This window comes from Desulfomicrobium norvegicum, from assembly GCF_900114595.1.
Taxonomy (GTDB): Bacteria; Desulfobacterota; Desulfovibrionia; order Desulfovibrionales; family Desulfomicrobiaceae; genus Desulfomicrobium; species Desulfomicrobium macestii.
Genome location: NZ_FOTO01000003.1, coordinates 1 through 24124, shown reverse-complemented (window position 1 = coordinate 24124; position 24124 = coordinate 1). Strand labels below are relative to the sequence as shown.

At 60.4% G+C, this 24124-nt stretch carries 21 protein-coding genes; 8 read left to right on the top strand and 13 right to left on the bottom strand.

The features are described from left to right. Window positions 1-120 precede the first annotated feature (120 nt). Both BMZ24_RS05915 and BMZ24_RS05910 read left to right on the top strand, forming a co-directional pair. Window positions 121-714, top strand: coding sequence for a MarC family protein (locus BMZ24_RS05915; protein ID WP_092190289.1), 594 nt, complete (start codon window positions 121-123; stop codon window positions 712-714). A gap of 4 nt (window positions 715-718) precedes the next feature. Then, the gene (locus BMZ24_RS05910) at window positions 719-1843 is read left to right on the top strand and encodes a 4Fe-4S dicluster domain-containing protein (RefSeq protein ID WP_092190287.1); all 1125 of its coding nucleotides are present in this window, start codon (window positions 719-721) and stop codon (window positions 1841-1843) included. Here BMZ24_RS05910 and BMZ24_RS05905 read toward each other — a convergent pair. From BMZ24_RS05905 to BMZ24_RS05890, 4 genes are read right to left on the bottom strand one after another with little or no spacing between them, the layout of a single operon-like run. Continuing rightward, window positions 1788-2822, bottom strand: coding sequence for a glycosyltransferase (locus BMZ24_RS05905; protein WP_092190285.1), 1035 nt, complete (start codon window positions 2820-2822; stop codon window positions 1788-1790). The genes BMZ24_RS05910 and BMZ24_RS05905 overlap by 56 nt on opposite strands. Then, window positions 2819-3436 (bottom strand): methyltransferase family protein, encoded by a 618-nt coding sequence (locus tag BMZ24_RS05900; protein WP_092190283.1) that lies wholly within the window; start codon window positions 3434-3436, stop codon window positions 2819-2821. The genes BMZ24_RS05905 and BMZ24_RS05900 overlap by 4 nt, the downstream gene beginning before the upstream one ends. Further along, entirely contained in the window at window positions 3436-6549 is a 3114-nt protein-coding gene (locus BMZ24_RS05895; protein WP_092190281.1) for an efflux RND transporter permease subunit, read from the bottom strand. The genes BMZ24_RS05900 and BMZ24_RS05895 overlap by 1 nt, the downstream gene beginning before the upstream one ends. A gap of 40 nt (window positions 6550-6589) precedes the next feature. Continuing rightward, on the bottom strand, window positions 6590-7714 hold the full coding sequence (locus tag BMZ24_RS05890) for an efflux RND transporter periplasmic adaptor subunit (RefSeq protein WP_092190279.1): 1125 nt from the start codon (window positions 7712-7714) through the stop codon (window positions 6590-6592). Window positions 7715-7978: 264 nt separating this feature from the next. On the opposite strand from BMZ24_RS05890, the gene BMZ24_RS05885 reads away from it, so the two are divergent. From BMZ24_RS05885 to BMZ24_RS05865, 5 genes are all read left to right on the top strand, one after another. Beyond that, window positions 7979-8491 carry a lipocalin family protein gene (locus BMZ24_RS05885; RefSeq protein WP_092190277.1) on the top strand — a complete coding sequence of 171 codons (513 nt, stop codon included), beginning with the start codon at window positions 7979-7981 and terminating at the stop codon, window positions 8489-8491. 170 nt (window positions 8492-8661) lie between these two features. Further along, the gene (locus tag BMZ24_RS05880) at window positions 8662-10200 is read left to right on the top strand and encodes a PAS domain-containing protein (protein WP_092190275.1); all 1539 of its coding nucleotides are present in this window, start codon (window positions 8662-8664) and stop codon (window positions 10198-10200) included. 42 nt (window positions 10201-10242) lie between these two features. After that, window positions 10243-11673: a phospholipase D-like domain-containing protein gene (locus tag BMZ24_RS05875; RefSeq protein WP_092190273.1), complete on the top strand. Its 1431-nt coding sequence runs from the start codon at window positions 10243-10245 to the stop codon at window positions 11671-11673. Window positions 11674-11813: 140 nt separating this feature from the next. Continuing rightward, window positions 11814-12032, top strand: coding sequence for a hypothetical protein (locus tag BMZ24_RS05870; protein ID WP_092190271.1), 219 nt, complete (start codon window positions 11814-11816; stop codon window positions 12030-12032). Window positions 12033-12432: 400 nt separating this feature from the next. Next, window positions 12433-12750: a TusE/DsrC/DsvC family sulfur relay protein gene (locus BMZ24_RS05865; protein ID WP_015775122.1), complete on the top strand. Its 318-nt coding sequence runs from the start codon at window positions 12433-12435 to the stop codon at window positions 12748-12750. A 75-nt stretch (window positions 12751-12825) separates the two neighbouring features. On the opposite strand, the gene malQ is transcribed toward BMZ24_RS05865, so the two are convergent. The 7 genes from malQ to BMZ24_RS05835 form a co-directional block, all read right to left on the bottom strand. Then, window positions 12826-14334 carry a 4-alpha-glucanotransferase gene (gene malQ, locus BMZ24_RS05860; protein WP_092190269.1) on the bottom strand — a complete coding sequence of 503 codons (1509 nt, stop codon included), beginning with the start codon at window positions 14332-14334 and terminating at the stop codon, window positions 12826-12828. Beyond that, complete coding sequence (glgB, locus tag BMZ24_RS05855; protein ID WP_092190267.1) at window positions 14331-16232, bottom strand: 1,4-alpha-glucan branching protein GlgB; 1902 nt, start codon at window positions 16230-16232, stop codon at window positions 14331-14333. Before glgB ends, malQ begins: the two co-directional genes overlap by 4 nt. Before the next feature lie 129 nt (window positions 16233-16361). Further along, window positions 16362-16505, bottom strand: coding sequence for a hypothetical protein (locus BMZ24_RS19875; protein ID WP_167364135.1), 144 nt, complete (start codon window positions 16503-16505; stop codon window positions 16362-16364). A gap of 120 nt (window positions 16506-16625) precedes the next feature. Continuing rightward, on the bottom strand, window positions 16626-17708 hold the full coding sequence (gene mqnE / locus BMZ24_RS05850) for an aminofutalosine synthase MqnE (RefSeq protein WP_092190265.1): 1083 nt from the start codon (window positions 17706-17708) through the stop codon (window positions 16626-16628). Between the two features lie 92 nt (window positions 17709-17800). Further along, the gene (locus BMZ24_RS05845) at window positions 17801-19582 is read right to left on the bottom strand and encodes a 30S ribosomal protein S1 (protein WP_092190263.1); all 1782 of its coding nucleotides are present in this window, start codon (window positions 19580-19582) and stop codon (window positions 17801-17803) included. Window positions 19583-19741: 159 nt separating this feature from the next. Further along, entirely contained in the window at window positions 19742-21067 is a 1326-nt protein-coding gene (gene rimO / locus BMZ24_RS05840; RefSeq protein ID WP_208599810.1) for a 30S ribosomal protein S12 methylthiotransferase RimO, read from the bottom strand. Further along, the gene (locus tag BMZ24_RS05835) at window positions 21067-22098 is read right to left on the bottom strand and encodes an elongator complex protein 3 (RefSeq protein ID WP_092190260.1); all 1032 of its coding nucleotides are present in this window, start codon (window positions 22096-22098) and stop codon (window positions 21067-21069) included. Before BMZ24_RS05835 ends, rimO begins: the two co-directional genes overlap by 1 nt. Before the next feature lie 179 nt (window positions 22099-22277). Between BMZ24_RS05835 and BMZ24_RS05830 the strand changes: the two genes are divergently transcribed. Continuing rightward, window positions 22278-22571 carry an integration host factor subunit alpha gene (locus BMZ24_RS05830; protein ID WP_092190258.1) on the top strand — a complete coding sequence of 98 codons (294 nt, stop codon included), beginning with the start codon at window positions 22278-22280 and terminating at the stop codon, window positions 22569-22571. Here the strand turns inward: BMZ24_RS05830 and BMZ24_RS05825 are convergent. Together BMZ24_RS05825 and BMZ24_RS05820 are read right to left on the bottom strand one after the other, a co-directional pair. Next, complete coding sequence (locus tag BMZ24_RS05825; protein WP_092190256.1) at window positions 22558-23331, bottom strand: septal ring lytic transglycosylase RlpA family protein; 774 nt, start codon at window positions 23329-23331, stop codon at window positions 22558-22560. The two genes, BMZ24_RS05830 and BMZ24_RS05825, sit on opposite strands and share 14 nt — an antisense overlap. Further along, window positions 23328-23936 carry a hypothetical protein gene (locus tag BMZ24_RS05820; RefSeq protein ID WP_092190254.1) on the bottom strand — a complete coding sequence of 203 codons (609 nt, stop codon included), beginning with the start codon at window positions 23934-23936 and terminating at the stop codon, window positions 23328-23330. The genes BMZ24_RS05825 and BMZ24_RS05820 overlap by 4 nt, the downstream gene beginning before the upstream one ends. Window positions 23937-24124: the final 188 nt, after the last annotated feature.

The following is a 24124-nucleotide window of genomic DNA, read 5'->3' as shown; positions in this document are numbered from 1 at the left end:
GATTCTAGGGTCTCTCCCGGTATTGCCTTTCCTCGACACCGGTTCTAAAGACGGCTCGTCCCGGCATCCGGCCGGGAACCAAACGAACAACCGCGCCTCGCGGCGCAGATGGATACAGCCATGATCACCCTTTTCATCAGTTTGAGCATGAAACTCTTTTTCCTGCTCACCCCCTTTTTCGTCCTGACCGTGTTCCTGTCCATGACCGAGCACATGACCAAGGCCGAGCAGCGCAAGGTGGCCATCCGCACCACCATGGCCGTCATGGTCATCAGCCTCATCCTCTACTTCGCGGGCAACCCCATATTCTCGACCCTGGGCATCACCCTGGACGGATTCCGCATCGGCGCGGGGAGCCTGCTCTTCCTCTCGGCCGTGTCTCTTGTCTCGGGCAAGCGTTCCGCCCAGGAGGCGGCTCCCGACGTGGATTTCGCCGTGGTGCCCCTGGCCATCCCCATCACCGTGGGCCCGGCAACCATCGGTACCCTGCTCATCCTCGGTGCGGAGTTGGGCGGTGCCGCGGAACAGGCCGTGGGCGCAGGGGCACTGGTCTGTTCCTGCCTGGCCGTGGGAGTGTTGCTGCGTTCGGCCAGGCCCCTGAAAAAGCTGCTCGGCTCCGTGGGCCTGTCCGTCATGACCAAGATCACGGGGCTGGTCCTCTCGGCCATGGCCGCGCAGATTGTCTTCACGGGGATCAGAAACTTCCTTCAGTAGGTCCATGAATATCCCGAAGCTGACTCCAGAACTGCTCACGCTGGCCCGGAACATTTCCTCAAAATGCACGCGGTGTCTGGCCTGCCAGATCCGCTGCGCGTTCCTCAAGGAGCACGGCACGCCCGGAGAGCTTGCCGAGCGTCTGCTCGCAAGCGGCATCGACCTGGCCCGCGCCTATGAATGCAGCCTGTGCGGGCTGTGCCAAGCCGTCTGCCCCCTGGGCCTGCCCCTGCCCGACTTTTTCCTGGCCATGCGCCGGGCCGCGCTGAAGGCAGGGCGGGGCAGCCTGACTCCATACCGTTCAATACTGAACTATGAAGCGGTGGGAGCCTCCGCCCTGTTCCGTCTTTTCAGATTGCCGGACGGGGGCCACACCGTCCTTTTCCCCGGCTGCGCCTTTCCCGGTGCCCACCCGGACACCGCCCTTGCCCTGTACAGGCACCTGCGCGCGAGCGACCCTGCCCTGGGCCTGGTTCTGGGCTGCTGCTTCAAGCCTTCGCACGACCTTGGTCGGCAAAAATTCTTCGAGAAACGTTTTGGCGCATTGCGCGCGAACCTCCTGGCGCGCGGGGTGCGCACGGTGCTCACGGCCTGCCCCAACTGCTTCAAGATATTCGACCAGTACGGAGACGGGCTTGCCGTGCGCAGCGTGTTCGAGTCGCTGGCCGAAAATCCCCCCATCGGCCTGCCCCGGCTGCACGGCACGGCCATTGTGCACACGCCGTGCCCCTTGAGATTTGAAAAAAAGGTGCAGGACGACCTTCTGGGATTAGCCCGCGAATCGGGGCTGGACGTAGAGAAGACAAGACAGGATGGATCCCTGGCGCCATGTTGCGGGGCCGGGGGCGCCGTCAGCGCGTTACGGGCGGATTACGCGGAAAATTGGACCGGGGACATAAAGACACGCGCGCAAGGACGGATTGTGCTGACCTCATGCGCGGGGTGTGTCCAGACCCTCGCGCAAAGCACACGCGCCATCCATCTGCTGGATCTGATTTTTTTCCCGCAGGCGGCGTTGCGGGGAACACTCGCCAGACCCAAGGGCCTTGGCAGTTATCTGCACCGGCTACTCTTCAAATGGAAATTCTGGTCGCCCCGGAACCGGCCTTCTCTTCGAACTCGCGGATAAGTCCGGTCAGAATCCGGGACACGCGACGCGGCGAAAACCTCTCGGCCACGGCGCGGGCCCGTTTACACATGCCCGGGTCAGGGCCGCGGCGCACCAGGCGCAGCATCTCCCGCAGCAGATGCTCCTCGTCGACCCGAGCCCATAGCATCTCGGGCCGAAAATGGGGCAGCATCCTCGACATGCGCTCCCCCACCGGCTCCAATTCGAAACGCAAGGGCACGGAGTTGCGCTGGTCCATGAACTCCATGTTCCCGGACCAGCCCGTGGCCAGGACCGGCACCCCGTGGCTCATGGCTTCGCTGAGCCCCAGCCCCCAGGCCTCGCCCCGATGCGGGGCGACATAGGCCAGGGCCCCCGAGTGCAGGGCGGCCATGCGGGCATCGCTCACGCTCTCCCCTATGCTCACAATCTGCGCCCCCCCGCCGAAAGATACGCTCATCCGATACTGCTTGAGAACAAGAACTACATCCGGATTGGAATGCGCCAATCGAGCAAAGACCCGCAACAACGCATCGAGGTTCTTGCGCGGGTTGATCGCATCGACAATGCTGAAAAAATAACGTCCCCTGGACTGCACGCCCAAGCGTGTGCGCGCCCACTCCAGGTCCTCGGGCGCAAACGTCGCAAGCTCGACCACATGCGGCAGCACCTTCACCTGGACATGACCCTGGCCGAGCGCCTCTGCGGAAAACGCCGACGCCGTCCAGATCTCGTCCACCAATGCAAATCCCGCACGATAGACATCGGGCAACGCAAGCCCTTCCCAGACCGCAAATCCGACTTTGGGCTTCGCGCGGGCGGCAGGGTATCGCTCCAGGATATCGGACCAATTCATCGGGTCATCGTGCAGCACGGCCAGATCCGCCTCCTCGGGCCGCTCCACGATCTCAAATCCGGCCAGGACCAGGCATCTCCTGTAGGCCTCGCCGGCCCTGCGATGGCTGATGTAGTCCGAAAGGTGCCACCAGACACGCTTCATCGCCTGCCATCCCCGCGACGCGGCCAGGGAAAGAACATGGGCGTGCCGCGCTGGTAGTCCCGGTAGGCCTGGCCGTGAACATGGAGGAGCTTGCGCTCCTCAAGCCAGGCGCCGACGAGCACGTATCCGGTCAAAACCAGACTCGTGACCAGCTCCGCCGCATCGAAGGTTCCCGTGCGTGTCCAGAGCAAAAGAAGCGCCCCGCCGTACCACGGGTGGCGCACCCGCCTCAGGATGCCCGTGGTACGAAGCTCCTCGGCGTACGGGCTGCCGGCAAAGGAGCAGCTCGACCGCAGCTGCGCCAGACCGCCGACCACGCCAAGATCGTATTCCCGGGCCCCGGCCCAGAACAGCCACAGGGCCGCGCCCAGCAGCAAAAAACGCGGCAGGGCCAGGACGCCGCCCCACCCGAGGAACGCGTCACCGGCCAGCGCCTCCTTGAAGTACAACAGCGGAAGGATGCTCAGGACCGCCAGGACGTTATAGCCCAGCCGGTACCATGGACAAAGCCGGGGAAAGCGGTTCGAGACCAGCCGCATCCAGGACGGGCTGATGAGCAGGCTGTGCAGGCTCCCCCACACTACCCAGCCCAGGGCGAGGAGGACAAGGGGCATCACCCCGCCTGCCCCTCTTCCTGAAGATGCAGCGAAACCTCGTCGTTCTTCCTGTCCGCGGAGTGGTCCCTGGCCACCAGCACGTAGATGGACGGGATGACGAAGAGCGTGAAGAGCGTGCCGGTGGTCATGCCGCCCACCAGGACAAGCCCTATGGAGTTGCGGGCCGCGGCCCCGGCGCCGGAGATGAGCACCAGCGGAAAGAATCCGGCGATGGTCGAACCGGCGGTCATGAGGATGGGCCGCAAGCGGGTCATGGATGCCTCGTGCACGGCCTGCAGCTTGGGCATGCCGCCGAGCTGGAGCTGGTTGGCGAACTCCACGATGAGAATGCCGTTCTTGGCCACCAGCCCGACCAGCGTGACCAGCCCGACCTGGGAGTAGATGTTCAGGGTAGTGGTCCAACCCTCGGTCCAGAAGGCGACGTTGGGGTCGGGCATCTTCAGGAAGGTGAAGATGAGCGCTCCGAACATGCCCAGGGGCACGGACCCGGCCAGGATGATGAAGGGATCGCGAAAGCTGTTGAACTGCGCCGCGAGCGTCAGGAAGATGAGCACCACGGCCAGGCCGAAGGAGAAGAGAAAGGTGTTGCCCTCGGTGCGCAGCTGGCGCGAGTCACCCGTGTAGTCGAGAACGTATCCCTGGGGCAGGATCTTCACCGCCTCGTCCTCCAGAAAGCGCAGGGCCTCGTCCAGGGGACGCACCGCCACACCGCTGATCTTCACGGCGTTGAGCTGCTGAAAGCGGTTCAGGGAACGGGCCACGGTGGTGTTCTTGATGGTCGCCACCGAGGACAAGGGCACGAGCTCGCCATTTGGTCCGGTCACATGAATATTTTTCAGCTGCTCGGGGTTCAGGCGATCCACGCGCTGGACCTGGGGGATGACCTTGTAACTGCGCCCGTCGATATTGAAGCGGTTGACATAGGCCCCACCGAGCATGGCCGACACGTCTGCGCCCACGGATGCGAGGCTCAGCCCCATGGCGGCGACCTTGTCGCGATCGATGATCAGCTCGGCCTGGGGCTTGTCGATCTTCACGTCGATGAGCGGCGGAAAGGCGAACATGCCGCTCTGCATGGCCTTGAACTGAACCTGTTCTGCAAAGGCCAGGATCTGCTCCGGGTCGGCCGTGGACGCGATGATGAACTCCACGGGAAAATCGCCGCCGCCCGGCAAGGCCGCCGGGGTGACCGGGAACATCCGGATGCCCGGAATGGCGGCCAGACCGGCCTGCACCTCGGGCAGGATCTGCGCGACGGTCCGCTCGCGCTGTTCCCACGGCTTGACCACCAAACCGCCGAATCCACTGGAAGGAAAGGTAATCTGAAACGTGAACTCGGCCTCGGGCGTGCTCATGAATACATCGTTGGCCGCCGCCGCGAACTGCCTGGTCTGATCGAGGGATGCGTCGGCCGAGGCATCGAGGATGCCGAAGATGACGCCCTGGTCCTCGGAGGGAGCTAGCTCCTTGGACGACATCATGAACATGGGCACGGTCAGCACGGCGATCAGGACCCAGACCAGATACACCGCCGGCCGGGAGTTGAGCGTCCCGGCCAGGAGGCGACCGTAGAAATTCTTGAGCCGGTTGAAATCGCGATAGATGCGCCCGGACAGCCCCCGCTCCTCTATGCCCGCGACGAGGATGCGCGAGGCCATGAACGGCGAGAGCGTCAAGGCCACCACCCCGGACATGGCCACGGTGCCGGCCAGCGTGAAGGCGAACTCCCGGAAGAGCGAACCCGTCAGCCCGCCCTGCAAGCCGATGGGCGCGTAGACGGCGATGAGCACCACATTCATGGCGATGATGGGCCGCACCAGCTCGCGTGCGCCGATCAGAGACGCTTCAAGGGGCGTCTTGCCCTCGCTCAGGTGCCTTGAGACATTCTCGACGATGACGATGACGTCGTCCACCAGGACGCCCACGGAGAGAACAAAAGCAAGCAAAGTCAATAGGTTGACCGTAAATCCGAAGACCTGCATGAGAAACACGCCCCCGATGAGAGAGATGGGGATGGCCACGATGGGAATGAGCACGGACCGCACCGACCCCAGAAAAAGGAAAATGATGACCACGACGATGGCCAAAGTTTCCACCAGCGTGGTGCGCACCTCTTTCAGGGCGTTGTTGATGTACTCGGTGGCGTCGTACCCGACCCGGCCCTCCATGCCCGTGGGCAGGGATTTCTGGATATCCTTCATCTCGGCCTGCACCAGCTCCAGCACTTCTATGGAATTGGCGTTGGGCAACGGCCAGACGCCGATGAATACGGCCGTCTGCCCGGTGAAGCGAACCTCGGCCCCGTAGTCCTCGGCGCCCAGGACCACGTCGGCGATATCGCCAAGACGAACCACCGCGCCGTTCTGCGAACGGATGGCCAACCGGCGGAACTCCTCGGCGGAGCGCAGGTCCGTATCGGCGGTCAGGTTGATCTGGATAAGCTGACCCTTGGTCTGCCCCAGGGCCGCAAGGTAGTTGCCCGCAGCCAGGGCCTGGCGCACGGCGGCGGGGCTGACGTTCAGGGCGGCCATGCGGTCGGGCTTGAGCCAGATGCGCATGGCGAATGTACGCGCGCCCAGGATGTCGGCCCGCTGCACCCCTTCCAGGGCCGAGAGACGCGGCTGGACCACGCGCATGAGATAATCTGTGATCTGGTTCTGATCCAGATCAGGCGATGTGAAGCTCAGGTAGGCCGAGGCGAACTGGCTGTCGGCCGACTCCACGTTGATGATGGGCACCTCGGCCTCGGGCGGCAGGTCGCCCCGGACCTGGTCGACCTTGGAGCTGATCTCGGACAGCGCCTTGATGGGATCGTAGTTGAGCTTGAGGCGCACATTGATGGTCGAGAGATTTTGCGTGCTCTCGGACTGGATGTAGTCAATGCCGTCGGCCGCTGCGATGGCCCGCTCCAAAGGCGTGGTGATGAACCCGCGCACGAGTTCGGCGCTGGCCCCGACATAGGTCGTGCTGACCGAGACCATGGCGTTTTCGCTGCGCGGGTATTGTCGCACAGTGAGGGTGAAAGCGGCCTGGAGTCCGGCGATGACGATGAGCAGGCTGACGACGATGGCCAGGACCGGACGGTGGATAAAGATATCTGTGAATTTCATGAAGTCGTTCCGTATCGGAGCTCTTTCCCGGCGGCCCGCATCAGGAATTTTCCGGCGTGGGAGAGATGTTGAATTCCGGGGCCAGGGAGTTGTCCACGACCACGGACTGCCCGTTGCGGTACTTGAAGACGCCGGTGCTGACCACGCTCTGACCCGACGCAAGTCCCCGGGCCACGGCCACGAAATCTCCACGCCGCTCGCCCAGGGTCACAAACTGCTGCCTGAGCACAAGGCCTTCCGTTCCGTTCCCCTGCGCTTGCTCAACGATGAAAACCGAATCGCTGTACGCGGCATAGAGCACCGCCGTGGCCGGAATCAGGACCAGTTCCCGTTTCTCAGGCAGGACTACGTCCACATTGACGAACATGCCCGGCCGCAGGATCTCCCCGGAATTGGCCAGTTCGGCCTGCATGCGCACCGTGCGCGTGGCAGTGTCGGCCAGAGGTTCCACGGCCGAGAGCCGCCCTTCGATTGTTTGCCCCGGAAGGGCGTCGCTGGTCACGCGCACCGTGGCCCCGGGCAGAACCGCGCCGACCTGCTGCTGCGGCAGGGCGAATTCGACATGCACCCGGTCCAGGCGCTGCAAGCTGACAATGACGTCCGAATCCCCAAGATTCTGCCCCAGGTTGACCTCACGGATACCAAGGACGCCCTGAAAAGGCGCGCGGATGGTCTTTTTGGCGATGACGGCCCTGAGCGCATCCATCTGGGCCAGAATCTGACGGTGTTCGGCCAGGGCCGCGTCATATTCGGACTTGGCCGTGGAGCGCTGGGCCACCAGGGACTCGATGCGCCGCAGGTTGAGGCGGGCCAAGTTTTCCGTGGCCTCCAGAGCCCGCAGCCGGGCCGCCTCCTCGGAAATGTCGAGCTGTACGAGCACATCCCCGGCCTCGACCCGGTCCCCGGATTCGAAATCGATACGCACGACCTTGCCCGGAGTCTCGGCGGTCATGGTCACGCCTTGCACGGCGGTGACGGAACCCACGGCGGTATAAACCGTATCCCAACTGGCGGAAGTGGAGTTCACCGTGGAAACCACGGCCGGGGGCATGGAGAAGGATTCTCCCTGGGCGATCATTGCCCTGATCTGCATGGCCTTGATTCCGACAAGGACACCGGCCACGACGGCCACAAGCAAGATGGCGATGAGTATTTTTTTGATCATGACATTCCGGGGCTTGAGTTGATGCGATCCGCCCAGTGCGGCCAATTTGGGCACTTACATTCAATCCCACTCATCGTAAAGAACCCACCCACTCAGCATCGCAATCTTCGTACAGGTTGAACGCATTTCGTTTTAAAAAAATACGAACTAATGCGTATCCAAAATCCCCGCCACAATTGACATCTCCCCAATGCCGGGGGAAGTTCTCAACGTCGGCAAAAGGATTTTCGCCATCTCGATATAAATACGACTCCCGGAGGAACCATGAAAACACTCGTCACCATTCTCGCCATGCTGCTTGGCGGATGCGTAGGCGTGCCGGACACAGTGCGCCCCGTCGGAAATTTCCAGCTGGAGCGTTACCTTGGCACTTGGTATGAGATCGCGCGCCTCGATCACTCCTTCGAGCGGGGTCTGAGCCGCGTGAGCGCCGAATACAGCCTGCGTGAGGATGGCGGGGTTCGGGTCGTCAATCGCGGCTACAACGCCAAGACAGGAAAATGGGAGCAAGCCGAAGGGAAGGCGTTTTTCGTTGAAGACCCGCAAACGGGATTCCTCAAGGTCTCCTTTTTCGGACCATTCTACGGCGCCTACGTGATCTTTGAACTTGATCACGAAGGCTACCGTCATGCCGTGGTCAGCGGGCCGGACACATCCTATCTCTGGATACTGGCCAGGGAGAAGCGCCTGGATGAAGCGCTAAGACGCGAACTCGTGGCCAAGGCCGCCGCACGCGGCTTCGACACGAGCGCCCTGATCTTTGTCGAACACGATTGATCCGCATTTTCCGCGTCCCGTTTGCGGGAGTTTGAGGACAAGGCCTGCAAATCCCCGCAAACCGGGGGTTGGTAAAAAATTGCTGGCCCTGCTCGGGGCAAAATGCGTATTGAGAGGGGAACGACGGCAACCGAAAATGATGAACCCGTCGGGAATCAGGAGCACGGGGCATGAACGGATCTTGTTTCGAAGAAGCGAATTTGCTGAATGTCTGCCTGGACAGCATCGACTACCAGGGCATTGTCAGACACATCAACGACGGTGTGCTCATCCTGCGTGAAGGCAACATAGTCTTCACCAACGGAGCGTTTTGCGAAATCGTCGGATCCAATCTGGAAGGGCTTCTGGGCAAGCCATTTGCCGACTTTGTCATTCCCGAAGACCAGAATCGCGTCATCCGGCACTGCGTCGACAAACTCTACACCTCCGACCTCTCGGACCGGATCGAGTTTTCCATCTCACGGCCCGGCGAAGACGCCATCGTGGAGATGAAGCTGACCGTGGTCGATTGCGGAGGCGCACCGGCCATTCTGGCCGCCATCACGGACATCACCGAACGCCGCAAGACCCGCATCGAGCTTCAGCGCGTCAAGGACAGGCTGGAAAGCATCCTGCACGCCCTGAACGACGTGGTCGTGTCCATCTCTCCCACGGATCATTCCATCCTGGCCATCAACCCCGCCGCCGAAGCCCTCTACGGCATCCCCAGACGCGCCTTCAACGCCGGGGAAATGCAGCTCATGCATTTCGTCCATCCCGAGGACCGGGAGGCGGTGAGCAAGTACTACCGGTCCCTGGTGGACGACGAGTTCGGGGAAATGCAGTACCGTATCATCAGCAGCAACGGACGCATCAAATGGGTGCACGACGAAGGGCATCTGGTCTACTGCACCACCAGGTCCATCCGCCGCCTCGATCACGTCATCCGCGACATCACCGAGCAAAAGGAAGCCCTCGACGCCCTGACCCGCAGCGAGGAAAAATATCGCGACTTCTTTCAGAGCACCAAGGACATGGCCTACTCCGTGACTCCGGACGGCACCTTCATCGACATCAACGAGGCCGGCATCCAGATGCTGGGCTTTTCCAGCCGCGAGGAGGCGCTTAGTGCCAACCTCAAGGATTTTTACGAGAATCTGTCCGAACGTGCCGACCTGCTGGCCCAGATCAACGAAGAGGGTTTTGTCACGGACAAGCACATCCGCTTCCGCCTCAAGGACGGAAGATCCATCGAGGTGGCCATCACGGCCCGGGCCAAGACCGATGAATCCGGATACCTGCTCTATTACGAGGGCATCGCGCACAACATCACCCAGGCCATGGAAGACCAGAGCAACCGGGTGCTCAGAAACGCCGCCGGGGGCATGTGCCACTATCTGAACACACACCTCATGCACATCGTCAACGCCAAGGACGGCATCCGGGAAGAGATCGAGAGCCTGGACGAAACCGCCAAGGCCCTGCCCGAAAACACCAGGGCGACATGGACAGCCGCCGCCTCTTCCCTGCACGCCTATTGCGAGGGGCTCGACCTTGCCTACCGCAAGATCACGGCCGTGACCAAGGCCTTCAACTCCGCCTTCCTGACCTACAAGGAGGAATCCTATCTGGACAAGGCAATCCTCGACATCTTCAATTCCTGCCTGGGAGACCCGCTGGAATGCAGCAGGCAAGCTCTCCCGGACAGAAAAAAGGATGCACATGAATGACGCACGCGGCTTCTCCACCCTGCCGAACCTGGTGAGCGAGGCATGCACGTCCTGAACTGGCTCGGCCTGCTGCTCCTGGCCGCCCTGGCCCTGGGCGCGGCCGGGCACGCCCTGCTGCGCAAAAGCGATTCCCGCTCGGCCCTGGGCTGGGTTGGCGTCTGTCTGACTTTTCCTCTGGCCGGCCCCATTCTGTACATCCTCTTCGGCGTGAACCGGGTCCGGCGCAGCGCGTCGCGCATGCGGAAGGAAGTCGACGCCCTGTCCGCCAACGTTCCGCCGAGCGTCCCTTCGTATCCGAGCGCGGCCATCAATCCCACGGTTTTGCACCACGCGTTCCAGCGCCTGGAACGCGTCGGGCACAACATCCTCGGCACGGAACTGGTCGGGGGCAACTGCGTCGAGCCCCTGTTCAACGGAGACGAGGCCTATCCCGTCATGCTGCGGGCCATGGAAGACGCCAGGCACAGCATCTATCTGACCACCTACATTCTCGACACCGACAACCTCGGCCTCAAATTCATCGACGCCCTGGCCCGGGCCGTACAACGTGGAGTGGACGTGCGGGTGCTCATCGACGGGGTGGGCGAGAAGTACTCATGGCCCCGGGCCTCCCGGATGCTCGCGAAGAAAGGCGTGCCAAACGCCCTCTTCATCCCGCCCCGCCTCTTCCCGCCCGACCTGCACTTCAATCTGCGCAATCACCGCAAGATCCTGGTCGTCGACGGCTGCCTTGGCTTCACGGGCGGCATGAACATAACCCAGAAGCATGTGCTTGAAGCAAAACCGCCCTGGCCGGTCAAGGATCTGCATTTCATCGTGCACGGCCCAGTCGCAAACCTTTTGCAGGACTCCTTTGTCGATGACTGGTTTTTCGCAACCAAGGAACGCATCCACCCACCCGTTCTCTTCACGGAACCGACGGGTGACTGCCTGTGCCGCACCGTTGTCGACGGACCCAACCTCGGTGAAGACCACCTGAAGACGCTGCTGACCGGAATCATCTCCGCCGCGACGACGAGCATCAGGATCATGACCCCCTACTTCCTTCCCCCGCGCACGTTCCTGAGCGCCCTGATGTCGGCCCGCTACCGTGGGGTCACGGTCGAGATCCTGCTGCCGGGCCGCAACAACATCCCCTTTGTACACTGGGCTTGCAGACACATCCTCGACGAGCTGCTGCGCGCCGGAATCAGCATCGCCTTCCAGCCCGCGCCCTTCAATCACACCAAGCTCATGCTCGTGGACGGCTGCTATGTGCACCTTGGCTCGGCCAATCTGGACAGCCGCAGCCTGCGGCTCAATTTCGAACTGACCCTGGAAGTCCTGGACCAGCACCTGGCCATACAGTTGACGCGGCATTTCGACACCATCATGGCCAAGAGCCGTCCGGTGACCCGCCAGGAACTCAATGGACGCTCCCTGCCCGTGCGCCTGCGGGACGCTTTTTTCTGGCTTTTCTCACCGTACCTCTAGTCAGGTCCGCATGGGGCGGACAAACCGCTCCCGGCAAGGACCTTCCGGGGCTTATCGGATTTGACTTTGACGCGCACGCCGCGAGTACTTATGAGTCATTCATCCCAGATACAGATTCACCATCCAAGAGGAGAAACTCCGTGACCAAGGAATTCACCGTATCCGCCACCTGCCCCGAGTGCGGACATCGCACCGAGGCGCATCACACGAAAGAAGCCATGCAGGAAGCGTTCGGCAATGATGCGACTATCAAGATACTGTGCGCCCATTGTCAGGCCAGTTTCGAACAGCCCGTGGGCCTGGCCTGCGCGGAGTGGGACGAGTACTGTCATGAAATCCCCCTGCCCGCCGACGTCTAGGGCGTAAACTTCATAAACCACGGAAAAAACATGATTTTCGTCGTGACCAAATGCGCGAATTGTCCCTTGCTCAGCTATGTGGAAGGTCAGCGGGTCTGCAATGTCGGGCCCCCGAGCCAGCGTCCCATCCCTGAGGCAGACGAGCGCCCCACCTGGTGCAGAATGCGCAAGGAACAGATAATTATCCGGGATTTCAAGTAGCCTCTCCCCCGGGTCGACTTTCGTCTTTCCTGTTGAAGTGTAGTCCCCTATCTGCTAGAGAGGCCGGTAGTGTTGACTTGACGGGGAAGGATGCCGACTCTCATTGACAAAAATAGTCCTTCCCCATAGGGGGAGTCTTTGCAAACTCTTTTTCCGGAAGGAAAAATTTTGAGGAACAACATCTAAGGAGGAATTGAGCATGGCAATGATCGAATTCAAGGGTAAAAGTTTCGAGATCGACGAAGACGGTTTTCTGCTGAAGTTTGAAGACTGGGGTCCGGAATGGGCTGAATACGTCAAGGAGAGCGAAGGCATTTCCGAAATCACCGAAGCTCACCAGCAGATCCTCGACTTCCTGCAGGACTACTACAAGAAAAACGGTATTGCCCCCATGGTCCGTATTCTTTCCAAGTCCACCGGCTACAAGCTGAAGCAGATCTACGAACTTTTCCCCTCCGGCCCCGGCAAAGGCGCCTGCAAGATGGCTGGCCTGCCCAAGCCCACCGGCTGCGTTTAATTCAGCTGTTTTTCCAAAAAAAGCCCTGCTCACGCAGGGTTTTTTTTATGCTTTGGCCAGCCCGGTACGCATGGATCAGCCTTCCGTGCGTCCATAAATCCGGGCCATAAAAAGCATTCTTTCCGACAGCCCCCTCGTGGCCATGTCAGGCTGCAATCGCCAGCCCCAGTTGCCACCCGCGACTCCCGGCATATTCATCCGACCGTCCGCGCCAAGGTTCAAATAATCCTGCATGGGAATGATGCAAAGGGCCGCCACGCTGCCGAGCGCCATGCGGATCATGACGTCGGCCGCGCTATCCGCGGACACCTGTCGCCCAGCATAATCGCAGAAGCGCCTCCGCCCCTCCTCATCCAGCTCGTCCGAAAACCAGCCCCGAGTGGTGTTGTTGTCATGAGTGCCGGTGTAGACCGCGCTTTGCACGGGCATGTTGTGCGGAATGTAAGCGTTTTTTCCAATGTCCGGTGAAAATGCGAATTGCAGAATCTTCATGCCGGGAAATCCGAACTCGCTCATGAGCGCTACCACGTCCTCGGTGATGACGCCCAGGTCCTCGGCCAGAATGCACAAGCCCGGCACCCGCTCCTTCATGGCATTGAAGAACCGCGCTCCGGGTCCTGGAATCCAGAGTCCGTTTTCCGCCGTGGGCTCACAGGCCGGCACCTGCCAGAACCCGCAAAACCCCCGGAAATGATCGAGCCTGATCATGTCGAAGCGCTCGCTCTCGTGTTGCAGCCGCCTGGCCCACCATGAAAAACCGTCCTTTTCCTGAAAAGCCCAATCATAGACGGGATTGCCCCACATCTGCCCGGTTTCGGAAAAATAATCCGGAGGCGCGCCGGCGCAATAGATGGGCAGGCCTTCGCGGTCGAGTTCAAAAAGCTCCCTGTGCGCCCAGACGTCACTGCTGTCGAGGCTGACGTAAATGGGCACGTCCCCAAGTAGGGATACCCCTCGCTCGGCTGCATAATCGCGCAAATTTTTCCAATGCAGGCTGAAAAGATACTGAAAATAGCGTTCCCGCAAAATATCGTAGCCAAGGCGCTCGCGGGCCTGCTCCAGAGCGGCAGGCTCCCGCAGACGCAGACCGCGCGGCCAGCTAAGCCACGGCACCCCTTTGTGCTCACGCTTCAGGGCCGCGAACAGGCAGTAGTCGTCTAGCCAGAAATCCGCCTTGCGGCAGAAGGCGTCAAAGCCCGAGTCCGCGCGCAAGCCGGGGAATGCATTATCAAAGGCCTGCTCCAGAATCTTTTCACGCCAGGCGGCAGCCGCCCGGTAGTCCACACGGTCCAGGGGAAAATCCGGCGGCGGCTCCACGTCCCGTGACCGGAGCACGCCCTGGCGCACCAAAAGCTCGGGGCTTATGAAAAGCGTGTTCCCGGCAAAGGCCGAGTAGCTGCTGTATGGGGAATTGCCTGCTCCGGCATTGATGGGCGCAAGAGGGAGCATCTGCCACACCTCCTGCCCGCCATCGGCCAGAAAATCGATGAATTCATGGGCGCGGGGGCCAAAATCACCGACCCCGTGCCGATTTGGCAGGGAAGAGACATGCAGCAGCACCCCGCATCTTCGCGCAAGAGTCATGCGCCACCCTCCGCCGGTTGAAAAAAGAGCACACTCAGGGGCGGAAGGATCAGGTTCACGGAGTAGGCAAACCCGTGCACGGGAATGGGCTCGGCCCGGACCTGCCCCATGTTGCCCGCCCCGCTGCCACCGTAGGCATGGCTGTCGGAGTTCAGGATCTCGCGCCACGTGCCGCCTGTGTCCACGCCCACTGCATAGTTTTCGCGGGGCACCGGGGTAAAATTGCAGATCACCAGGACCGGCCGCCCCGCCTTGTCCCTGCGGAAGAAGCTCAGCACGCTCTGGTCGGAATCATGACAATTTTCCCAGGCAAACCCCTCCGGGCTGAAATCAAGCTCGTGCAGGGCCCCGCATTCCCGGTAAACCCGGTTCAGGTCCCGGACCCAGGCGCGGATTCCATCATGAGCCGGAAAATTCAGTAAATCCCAATCCAGGGAAAGATCGTGATTCCACTCGCGCCATTGTCCGAATTCCGCGCCCATGAAGAGCAGCTTCTTGCCCGGCAACCCGTACATGTAACCGAAAAGGGCCCGCAGCCCGGCCATCTTCTGCCAGTAATCCCCGGGCATCTTCGACAGCAGCGACTTCTTTCCATAGACCACCTCGTCGTGGGAGAGAGGCAGGACAAAGTTTTCGGCGTAGGCGTACCACAGGGCAAAGGTGAGCAGGTTGTGGTGGAATTTGCGAAAAATCGGATCAAGCTCCATGTAGGTCAGGGAATCGTTCATCCACCCCATGTTCCATTTGAGCCCGAACCCCAGCCCCCCCAAGTAGACGGGCTTTGAAACCATGGGCCAGGAGGTGGACTCTTCGGCTATGGTCTGCACATCGGGAAATTCCTCGTAGATGGCCTTATTCAGTTCCTGCAGAAGCTCAATGGCAGCGAGATTCTCGCGCCCACCGTAGCGGTTGGGCACCCATTCGTCATGCTGACGCGCATAATCAAGATACAGCATGGATGCCACACCATCGACGCGCAGCCCGTCGAGGTGAAACTCGCGGATCCAGTACATGGCGTTGCAGATGAGAAATCCAGCCACCTCGTAGCGACCGTAATTGAAGATTGCGCTCTTCCATTCGGGGTGAAAACCCTGACGCGGGTCGGCGTGTTCGAACAGGGCCGTCCCGTCAAAGTTGGCCAACCCATGAACATCCGTTGGAAAATGTCCGGGGACCCAGTCCAGGATGACCCCAATCCCTTCGCGGTGCAGGACATCGACCAGGTAACGGAAATCCTGCGGGCTGCCGTAACGGCTGGAGGGCGCAAAATAGCCCGTGCTCTGGTAACCCCAGGAGCCGTAAAAAGGATGCTCCGCCACGGGCATGATCTCCACGTGGGTGAAGCCGGCATCCTTGACGTAGGCCGCCAGATCATGAGCCATTTGGCGATAGCCGAGAAAGTTCCCGTGCTCGTCGCGCCGCCAGGATCCCAGGTGCAGCTCGTAAATGGACCATGGGCTGTCAAGGGCGTTGCGTCCGGAGCGGGTTTGCATCCAATCCCCATCCTCCCAGACATAATCCAGGTCCCAGATGATGGAGGCCGTGGCTGGAGGCTCCTCGCTTAAAAGGGCAAAGGGATCGGCCCGCTCTCCTTCACCGCCAGGCCAGGAAAGATAGTATTTGTAGCGCTGCCCGTGTTTCGCCTTGGGCACGAAGCATTCCCACACTCCGGAACTGTCCGCGCGCATGGTCATGGGCGCGGCGTTGCGGTCCCAGGCATTGAAATCCCCGATGACCGAGACAAACGCGGCGTTGGGGGCCCAAACCACGAAACGTGTTCCTGCTGATTCCGGCCCCAGGGACTCTGGGTGCGCTCCGAAATGTTCGTACAGGCGGGTATGCCGCCCCTGTTTGAAGAGATAAATGTCGAGATCGCCGAGACTGTGCCTTGCGTCCATGAATAACCTCCGATGATTCTGACTATCACGATAGGGAAGAGAGAGGTCTATTGGCAAGGCCGGATGAGGATCGGACATAAAAAAAGCGCGGACAGAGCCGCGCTTAAAAAATCCCGCAAGGAAGCCTTTCTAATGATGGCCTTCCTTCATGCCTTCCTTGATGCGGTAAATCGCCGCAATGACAATGGCCGCGAGATACGTGAAAATCCCGATGACCCCGATGAAGCCCTGCACCGTACTGTGCAGCATGTTCCCAAAAAGCTCACCCAGCATGACTCCCTCCTCGTAACGTGTCCCAGAAATTCGTATGTGGAACTTTTCACAACCATATCTTGACCAAAAAAGTCAAGGAAAAACGCCCGATCCGGCCTGTGGCGACGGGCAGACGGAAATCTACAGTTCGTTGAAGAATGTATCCCGCTCAACCGGAGTGAATCCCGTGGCGGAGATGGTTTCGACCAACTCGGAGATGGTCATCCCCTTGGGCGAATCGGCGCCCGCCGCATGGCCGATCTTCTCTTCCACGATGGTTCCGTCGAAATCGTCGGCTCCGGCCCACAGCGCCATCTGCGCGGCCTTGATGCCGGAAAACGCCCAGTAGGCCTTGATGTGCGGGATATTGTCCAGAAAGAGGCGTGCCACAGAAATGGTGCGCAGGTATTCCTCGCCCGTGGGGCCGGCGGCACCGAGTTCGTTGTTGTGCGGCTGATAGGCCAGGGGAATGAAGACGATGAAGCCGGGCTTCTCGTCCTCTGCGGCGCGCAGGCGTTCCATGTGATGGATGCGGTCCTCCCAGGACTCGATGTGCCCGAAAAGCATGGTGGAATTGGTCTTCATGCCCATGTCGTGAGCAAGGCCGTGAATGTGCAGCCAGCGATCGGCGGTGACTTTTTCCGGGCACAGCCGCTCGCGCATGGCGGGGGAAAAGACCTCGGCGCCGCCGCCGGGCAGGGCATCCAGCCCCACAGCCATCATCTCGCGGAGCACCGTCGCCTCGTCCGTGCCCAAAGTGTCGGCGAAGTGAGCCACTTCCACGGCGGTGAAGGCCTTGACCACGGCCTGAGGGCGCACTTCCTTGCACAGGGCCAAAAGATCGAGGTAGTACTGATAGGGCAGATCCGGATTCAGACCGCCCGTGATGTGGATCTCGCGGATGGGCTCGTGGATGCGGTCCATGAGGCGCTTTCTGGCCTCTTCCAGCGAGTAGGTGTAGCCCCCTTCCTCCCCGGCCTTCTTGAAAAATGCGCAGAAACGGCACTGGTTGCGGCACACGTTGGTATAGTTGAGATGCTGGTTGTAGACGTAGTAGGCCTTGTCCCCGTGCCGCGCCCGGCGCTGCTTGAGGGCCGCCTCGCCCAGCTCGTGCACCGAGGCGTCGCGTGCAATTTTCAGGGCGAACTCCGGGTCGATGCGCTCTCCGGCGTTCAACGTGGCCAGCCGCTTTTTGGCGGCGCTGTCGAGTCTGCTTTCAATCATCTTCATGGTCCTTTAAAAAAAAGCGAGGCCGCACCCTTTACGGATGCAGCCTCGCGTCATGCTTGGATATCGGGCACGAAGCTGCCGTCAGGCTATTCTTCTTCGGTCCCGGCTTCGGTCTCGGCTTCGGGCTCGGAGCCGTTTTCGGCATTCTCTTCCATCTTCTGACGGATCATGTCGCCGAGGTTGCTGCCGGTCATGGAACCGCTCTGAGTGGTGCGGAATTCACCGGCGCCACCGCTGCGCTTGCGCTCGGGCTCCTGCGCCTTGAGGGAGAGACCCAGACGGCGCTCATCGGCGCTGACATGGATGACCTTGGCCTCGATGGAGTCACCTTCGTTGAAGGCTTCCTTGGGGCTCTTGATCTTCTTCTTGCTCATCTCGCTGACGTGAACCAGACCTTCGATGCCTTCCTCGACCTCAACAAACAGACCGAAGTCCGTGATGTTGGTGATGGTGCCGGTCAGCATGGTGCCCACGGGGTAGCGGTTGGGCACGTCCAGCCACGGATCGTCGGCCAGCTGCTTGATGCCCAGGGTGAACTTCTCGTTCTCCTTGTCCACGGTCAGAACCTTGGCGCGGACAACGTCGCCCACCTTGTAGAGCTCGTTGGGGTGACGGATCTTCTTGGTCCAGGACAGGTCGGACACGTGGATCAGGCCGTCGATGCCGTCCTCGATGCCGATGAACAGACCGAATTCGGTGATGTTCTTGACGCTGGCTTCAAGGATGGTGCCCTCGGGGTACTTCTCGGCCACCAGATCCCAAGGATTGGGAGCGACCTGCTTCATGCCAAGGGAGATGCGCTTGCGGTCCACGTCGACGCCAAGGATGATGACATCCACTTCGTCGCCGGGACGGACCATCTGGGAGGGATGACGCAGCTTGCGGGTCCAGGACATCTCGGAGATGTGCACCAGACCTTCGACTCCGGCTTCCAGCTCCACGAACGCACCATAGTCGACCAGGTTGGTGACCTTGCCGGTGAGCTTGTGGCCCTCGGGGTACTTCTCGGAGATGTTGGCCCAGGGGTCCATGACCAGCTGCTTCAGGCCCAGGGAAACCTTCTTTTCGTCCTTGTCGAAGGAAAGAACCTTCAGGGTCAGCTCGTCGCCCAGCTGGACCATTTCCTTGGGATGCTTGATGCGCTTCCAGGACATGTCGGTGATGTGCAGCAGACCGTCGAGGCCGCCGAGGTCGATGAACACACCGTATTCGGTGATGTTCTTGACCACGCCGCTGACGGACTGGCCCTCTTCGAGGGTGGTCAGCAATTCGCCGCGCTTGCGGTCGCGATCTTCTTCAAGAAGCACACGACGGGAAACAATAACGTTGCTGCGGCGGCGATTGATCTTCAGCACGCGAAATTCGAAATCCTGGTTGACCAGGGCATCCATGTCCGGAACCGGACGAAGATCGACGTGGGAGCCAGGCAGGAAGGCCTCGATCCCCTTGATTTCGACAACATAGCCGCCCTTGATGCGGCGCACGATGCGGCCGACCACGACATCGCCGGAGTCGAGCAGCTTTTCCAGTTCGTCCAGGACCTGCATGCGCTTGGCTTTTTCCCTGGACAGGACAATGGAGCCTTCACGCTCATTTTTACGGACAACATATACGTCGACTGTGTCGCCAACTTTGACGGTCACCTGGCCGTTTTCCATGAACTCATCGAGCGGAATCTGACCTTCGGACTTGAAATTGACATCCACGAGAATGTAGCTGTCATCAATCTTCACGACCTCGCCCGAAACGATCACTCCCTCTTCGATGTCACCGAAATCGGAGTTGAGATAGTTCTCGAGTTGAGACTCAAAATCCATCTCCATGTCGAAATCATTCATGGACTCTGGCGTGGTTTGAGTGTTGTTCATATGTTTACCCCCTAACAAAATAAATTTGGGCAGTCCTAGCAGAGTGAATCTACCTTGACAACCAGAATAATCTCCGGAAAAATATCCAATTCATGTATATAATACATTGAGATCAAAAATCATTTTGGCGTAAAAAGCATTTCACGCCCCTTTCGGCGCTTACGCCAGGGCCACCAGATCGTATGTCTTGACCTCCTCGATCACGGCCCGGACCATCTTGCCGGGCCCGACAATATCGCCGCTGACATAGGTGATCCCGTCCACCTCCGGGGCCTGAAACCAGACCCGGCCTTCGTAAAGCCCGGGCCACTCCTCATGAGCCCGGTCCACCAGCACGTCAAGCTCCTGACCTTCGAATCCGGCGAGCAGGTCCTCGCTGATTTCGGCCTGCATCTGCATGATGCGGTCCCGGCGCTCTTCCTTGACCTCCTCGGGCAACTGATCCGGCAGGAGCGCCGCCTCGGATCCGTCCTCGGCGTAGTAGGGGAAAACCCCCAGATGCATGAACCTCGCATCGCGCACAAAAGACTCCAAAGCCTGAAAACGCTCCTCGGTCTCTCCGGGATAGCCGACGATGAAGGTCGTGCGCAGCGCCGCCTCGGGGAAAAATTCACGGACCTGCTCCACGACGGCCCGGGGATCGCGCTGGAAAGGACGCCCCATGGAGGCCAGGATATCCGGGTGGGCGTGCTGCAGCGGAATGTCGAAGTAGGGAATGAAGGGCTTGCCGAGCTCGGACAGAAAACGCAGCAGGTCGCCGTCAAGCCCGGCCGGGTACAGGTACATGAGCCGCATCCATTCAAGCCCGTTCAAGGGCGCAAGTTTTTCAAGCAGCCCACGCAGTGCCTTTTGCCCCCGATCCCGGCCATAGGCGGTCACATCCTGGGCAATGAGCACCAGCTCCTTGCGGCCCTGGTCCAGACAGCGACGCGCATCGTCGAGAATCCGCGCCTCGTCCCGGCTGACCAGCGGGCCGCGGATGGAGGGGATGGTGCAGAAGCGGCAACGGTTGTCGCACCCTTCCGCGATCTTCAGGTAGGCAAAGCTGGACGGCGTGGTCAAAAGACGCGCCGCTGAAAACCCGCCAAGAGCGGACTCAAGTCCCGGCCGCACGTTTTCCCGCAGTGCGGCAAGCTCCTGCAACCGCTGGCCAAGCTCCCCCTGACGTCCGATTTCCAAAAAAAGGTCCACTTCCGGCAACTCGCCGCGCAGATCCTGGCCGTAACGGGAGACCAGACAACCCGTGACCACGAGGCTGGGCCGGGGATCAAGGTCGGTCAGATGCTGCGCCATGTCGAGAATGACCTGAAGGGATTCGCTGACCGCAGGCTCGATGAAGCCGCAGGTGTTGATCAGCACAACGTCCGCGTCCTCGGGTTCGGCGGCGTTGACGAAGGACGAGCCGAACCCGCCCAGCATCCACTCCGTGTCCACCTGGTTCTTGGGACAGCCCAGGCTTATGGTATGTATACGCACTTGTTTCATTATTCCTCCAATTCCAGGGCAATGTCCGGCTCGGACCAGAAATTCACGTTTTCCCTTACGATGCCAAGCCGGGCCAACGCCTCGGCATTGACCCGGCCATGCCCCCAAAGCTCGCCACCGAAACGTAAGGGCAGAAAAATTTTTGTCACCCGCCCAGCCCGACCGGCGAGCCTCTCCTCCAGGAAAAGCCTCAAGGCCAGAGAGCGCGCCATGTTGCCGAAGGCCGGATGCCAGGGGCCTGCCAGGAGGCGTTCGAGCAATCCCGGTTCTCCGGCAAGGCCCAGACGGATGACCCGCACTCCCGCCTTCCAGAAATCAAGCAACGCACGACCGGTCTCTTCCACGGCAGCCTCAAGCGGCCAGGGCGCGTATTCGCCGCGAAGGTACATGTCCGCAAGGCCCGTGCCCCGCACCACCACGCACGGATAGATGCGCACCACGTCCGGGCCCAGGGCCAGGGTCTTGCGTACATCCTCCCGCCACAAGAGCGCATCATGTCCGGGCAGCCCCGGCAGAAGCTGAATGCCAAGCTCAAGACCGGCCTCCCGGACCATGGCGCAGGCCCTTTCGGCCACGGCCCCGTCGTAGCCGCGCCCGCTCGCCTCCAGCACGGACGAAGAGAAGGTCTGCACGCCAAGCTCGATCATGGACACGCCGTGCTCGCGCAAACGCCCGAGGGATTCAAGGTCCACGCGATCGGGGCGCGTGGAGACGCGCAAATGAACCAGGCCACCCGGCCCCGCGAAACGCGCCGCAAGCTCCAGAAACCGTTCCTGCCAGGCAGGATCAAGGCCCGTGAACGTGCCCCCGAAAAATCCCAGCCCAAATGGCCCGCTTTCCAGGGACAGACGTTCGCTCAGCGCATCCAGGGCGTCTTCAAGCCGAAGGCCCCCAAGCCCTGTCTGGGCATGCTGATCGCAGAAAACGCAACGGCTGGGACAGCCGGCAAAAGGCAAAAAAACCGGAAGAAGCCTGAGTCTCTTTTGCGACGGTTCAGGATGGGAAAAATGATGCCTGGAAATTTTTGTCATATTTGCCAAAAAGAAAAAAAAACAAGCTGTTAGGCTTGAAAAAAAAACCTACGTTGGATATTGCACATTCAAGAATAGCCATTTCAAGCGGCAACTTACGACCATTCTTCCAAAAATCGCATTTATTTCAGGAAGATAGACATATCGTCATCCGGGAGCTTCCCGGACCAGGAGGACTGATGAGCAACAATACGCTGACGAAAGCAGAAATTGTCGACAACATTTACGAAAAGTCGGAGCGCAATCGTGCCGAGGTCAAGGCGCAGGTTGAAACCATGCTCGACATCATGAAGGAAGCGGTCAAGAAAGACCACTCCCTTCTCATCAGCGGATTCGGCAAGTTCGAAGCCTACGAAAAAGACGCGCGCAAGGGCCGCAACCCCCAGACCAGCGAATCCATAATCCTGTCCGAGCGCAAGGTTGTGGTCTTCCGCATTTCGCGTAAGCTGCGAGCCGAGCTCAATCCGCAATAATAAAGCACCCCGGGCTTTCTTTGGTCAAACGCAGCCGCATCGACTCCGCTTCGCCAAGGCTGGAGAAAGCCCCGACCTGCACCCGCCAGAACGTAGTGCCGTGCAACTCGCCTTTCGCGATCCTGGTGCCCGCAAAGCCCCGGGAAACAAGACGCGATCTGAGTCTGCGCGCATTTTCCTCGACCACGAACGCCCCATACTGCACATAGAAAGGTCCCACATACTGAATGCGCTGTCCGGCAATGGTCTGCAAACTGACCCGCGCCGTGCCCGGGCCGACAACTCCCAGAACGCTCGCCGCCGCATATGACAGATCGATGATGCGATTGCCCACGAACGGGCCGCGGTCGTTAACCCGCACCTCGGTCGTGCGCCCGTTGTCCAGATTCCTGACCACCAGACGCGTGTGCATGGGCAGGATGCGATGCGCGGCCGTCATCTGATACATGTCGTAACGCTCGCCGTTGGCCGTCTTCTTGCCGTGAAAATCCGAACCATACCAGGAGGCGACCCCCGTTTCGGAGTATCCTTCGGCGGAACCCAGCGGATAATAGGTCTGCCCGAGCACGGTGTAGGGCTTGTATGTTCCTCCCTTGCCGGCAGGCGCGGGAGCGGTCTTCTTCGATGGGGCCGGGGGAATGCTGATTCCGGGAACATACTTCGAGCCGCATCCGCTCAGGCCTGCGCACAAAAGCGCGATGGCCAGCAACGCGGCCAGCCATCCGCAACCACCACGTCCCCGGAACATGTCCGGGATCATGCAGCGTTCATCCTTACCACAAGGGTTATGTCCTCGCACGCTCCGGCCAGAATCTCGCGCACCTCGGAGGGACTCGCGGACGATCCGTTCCACTCGCAATCGCATTCTTGCAGATCGATCTGCTGATCGTCCACGTATTGCAACACAGCCTGCGGGGAGACGACAACCCCGCGCTTCAGGACCGGCTTGAAGCAATCCAGCGCCACGAAATTGAACATCTTGACCACGGCCACTCCGCCCTTGCTCTTCTCATCGTCATGCCGACTGACCAGGTCGGGGCGAAACGCCCTGATGGGACTCGACCGGCGTAGGGCGATGCCGCACAGGCCCGGCATGGTCCCGCTCATGCCCAATTCGTCACCGTCGCCGACAAGCTCCTCACGCCATTCGTCAACGGGCGCGTTGTTGAGAAAGAGCCCCGGCACGCTGTTGGTCGCATAGTGCAAATCCATCCCGAGAATTTCGGTCATGAAATCACGCACACTGACCGCCTGTTCCAGAAAAACACCCACCCCGCGCCTGAGCAGGCCGTGCCAGATTTTGGCCGAATTTTCCGGAATGGTCAGAACCAGTTGATTTGACGCCGCACAAGTTATGCCTTCCATGACATAAACCCCCTTTTTTCTTGACTTTCCATGAAGACTGTCTGCTAACATGCACCTAAAAGCAAGTTCAACACGCGCAACCGCGCTCAACCTTCAAGGAGTCTTCATGAAAATCCTACGCATCAATACCAGAACCAAAAGCTTCAAGTTTGAAGAACTCGGCGAGCTGGCCGGTCTTGGAGGTCGTG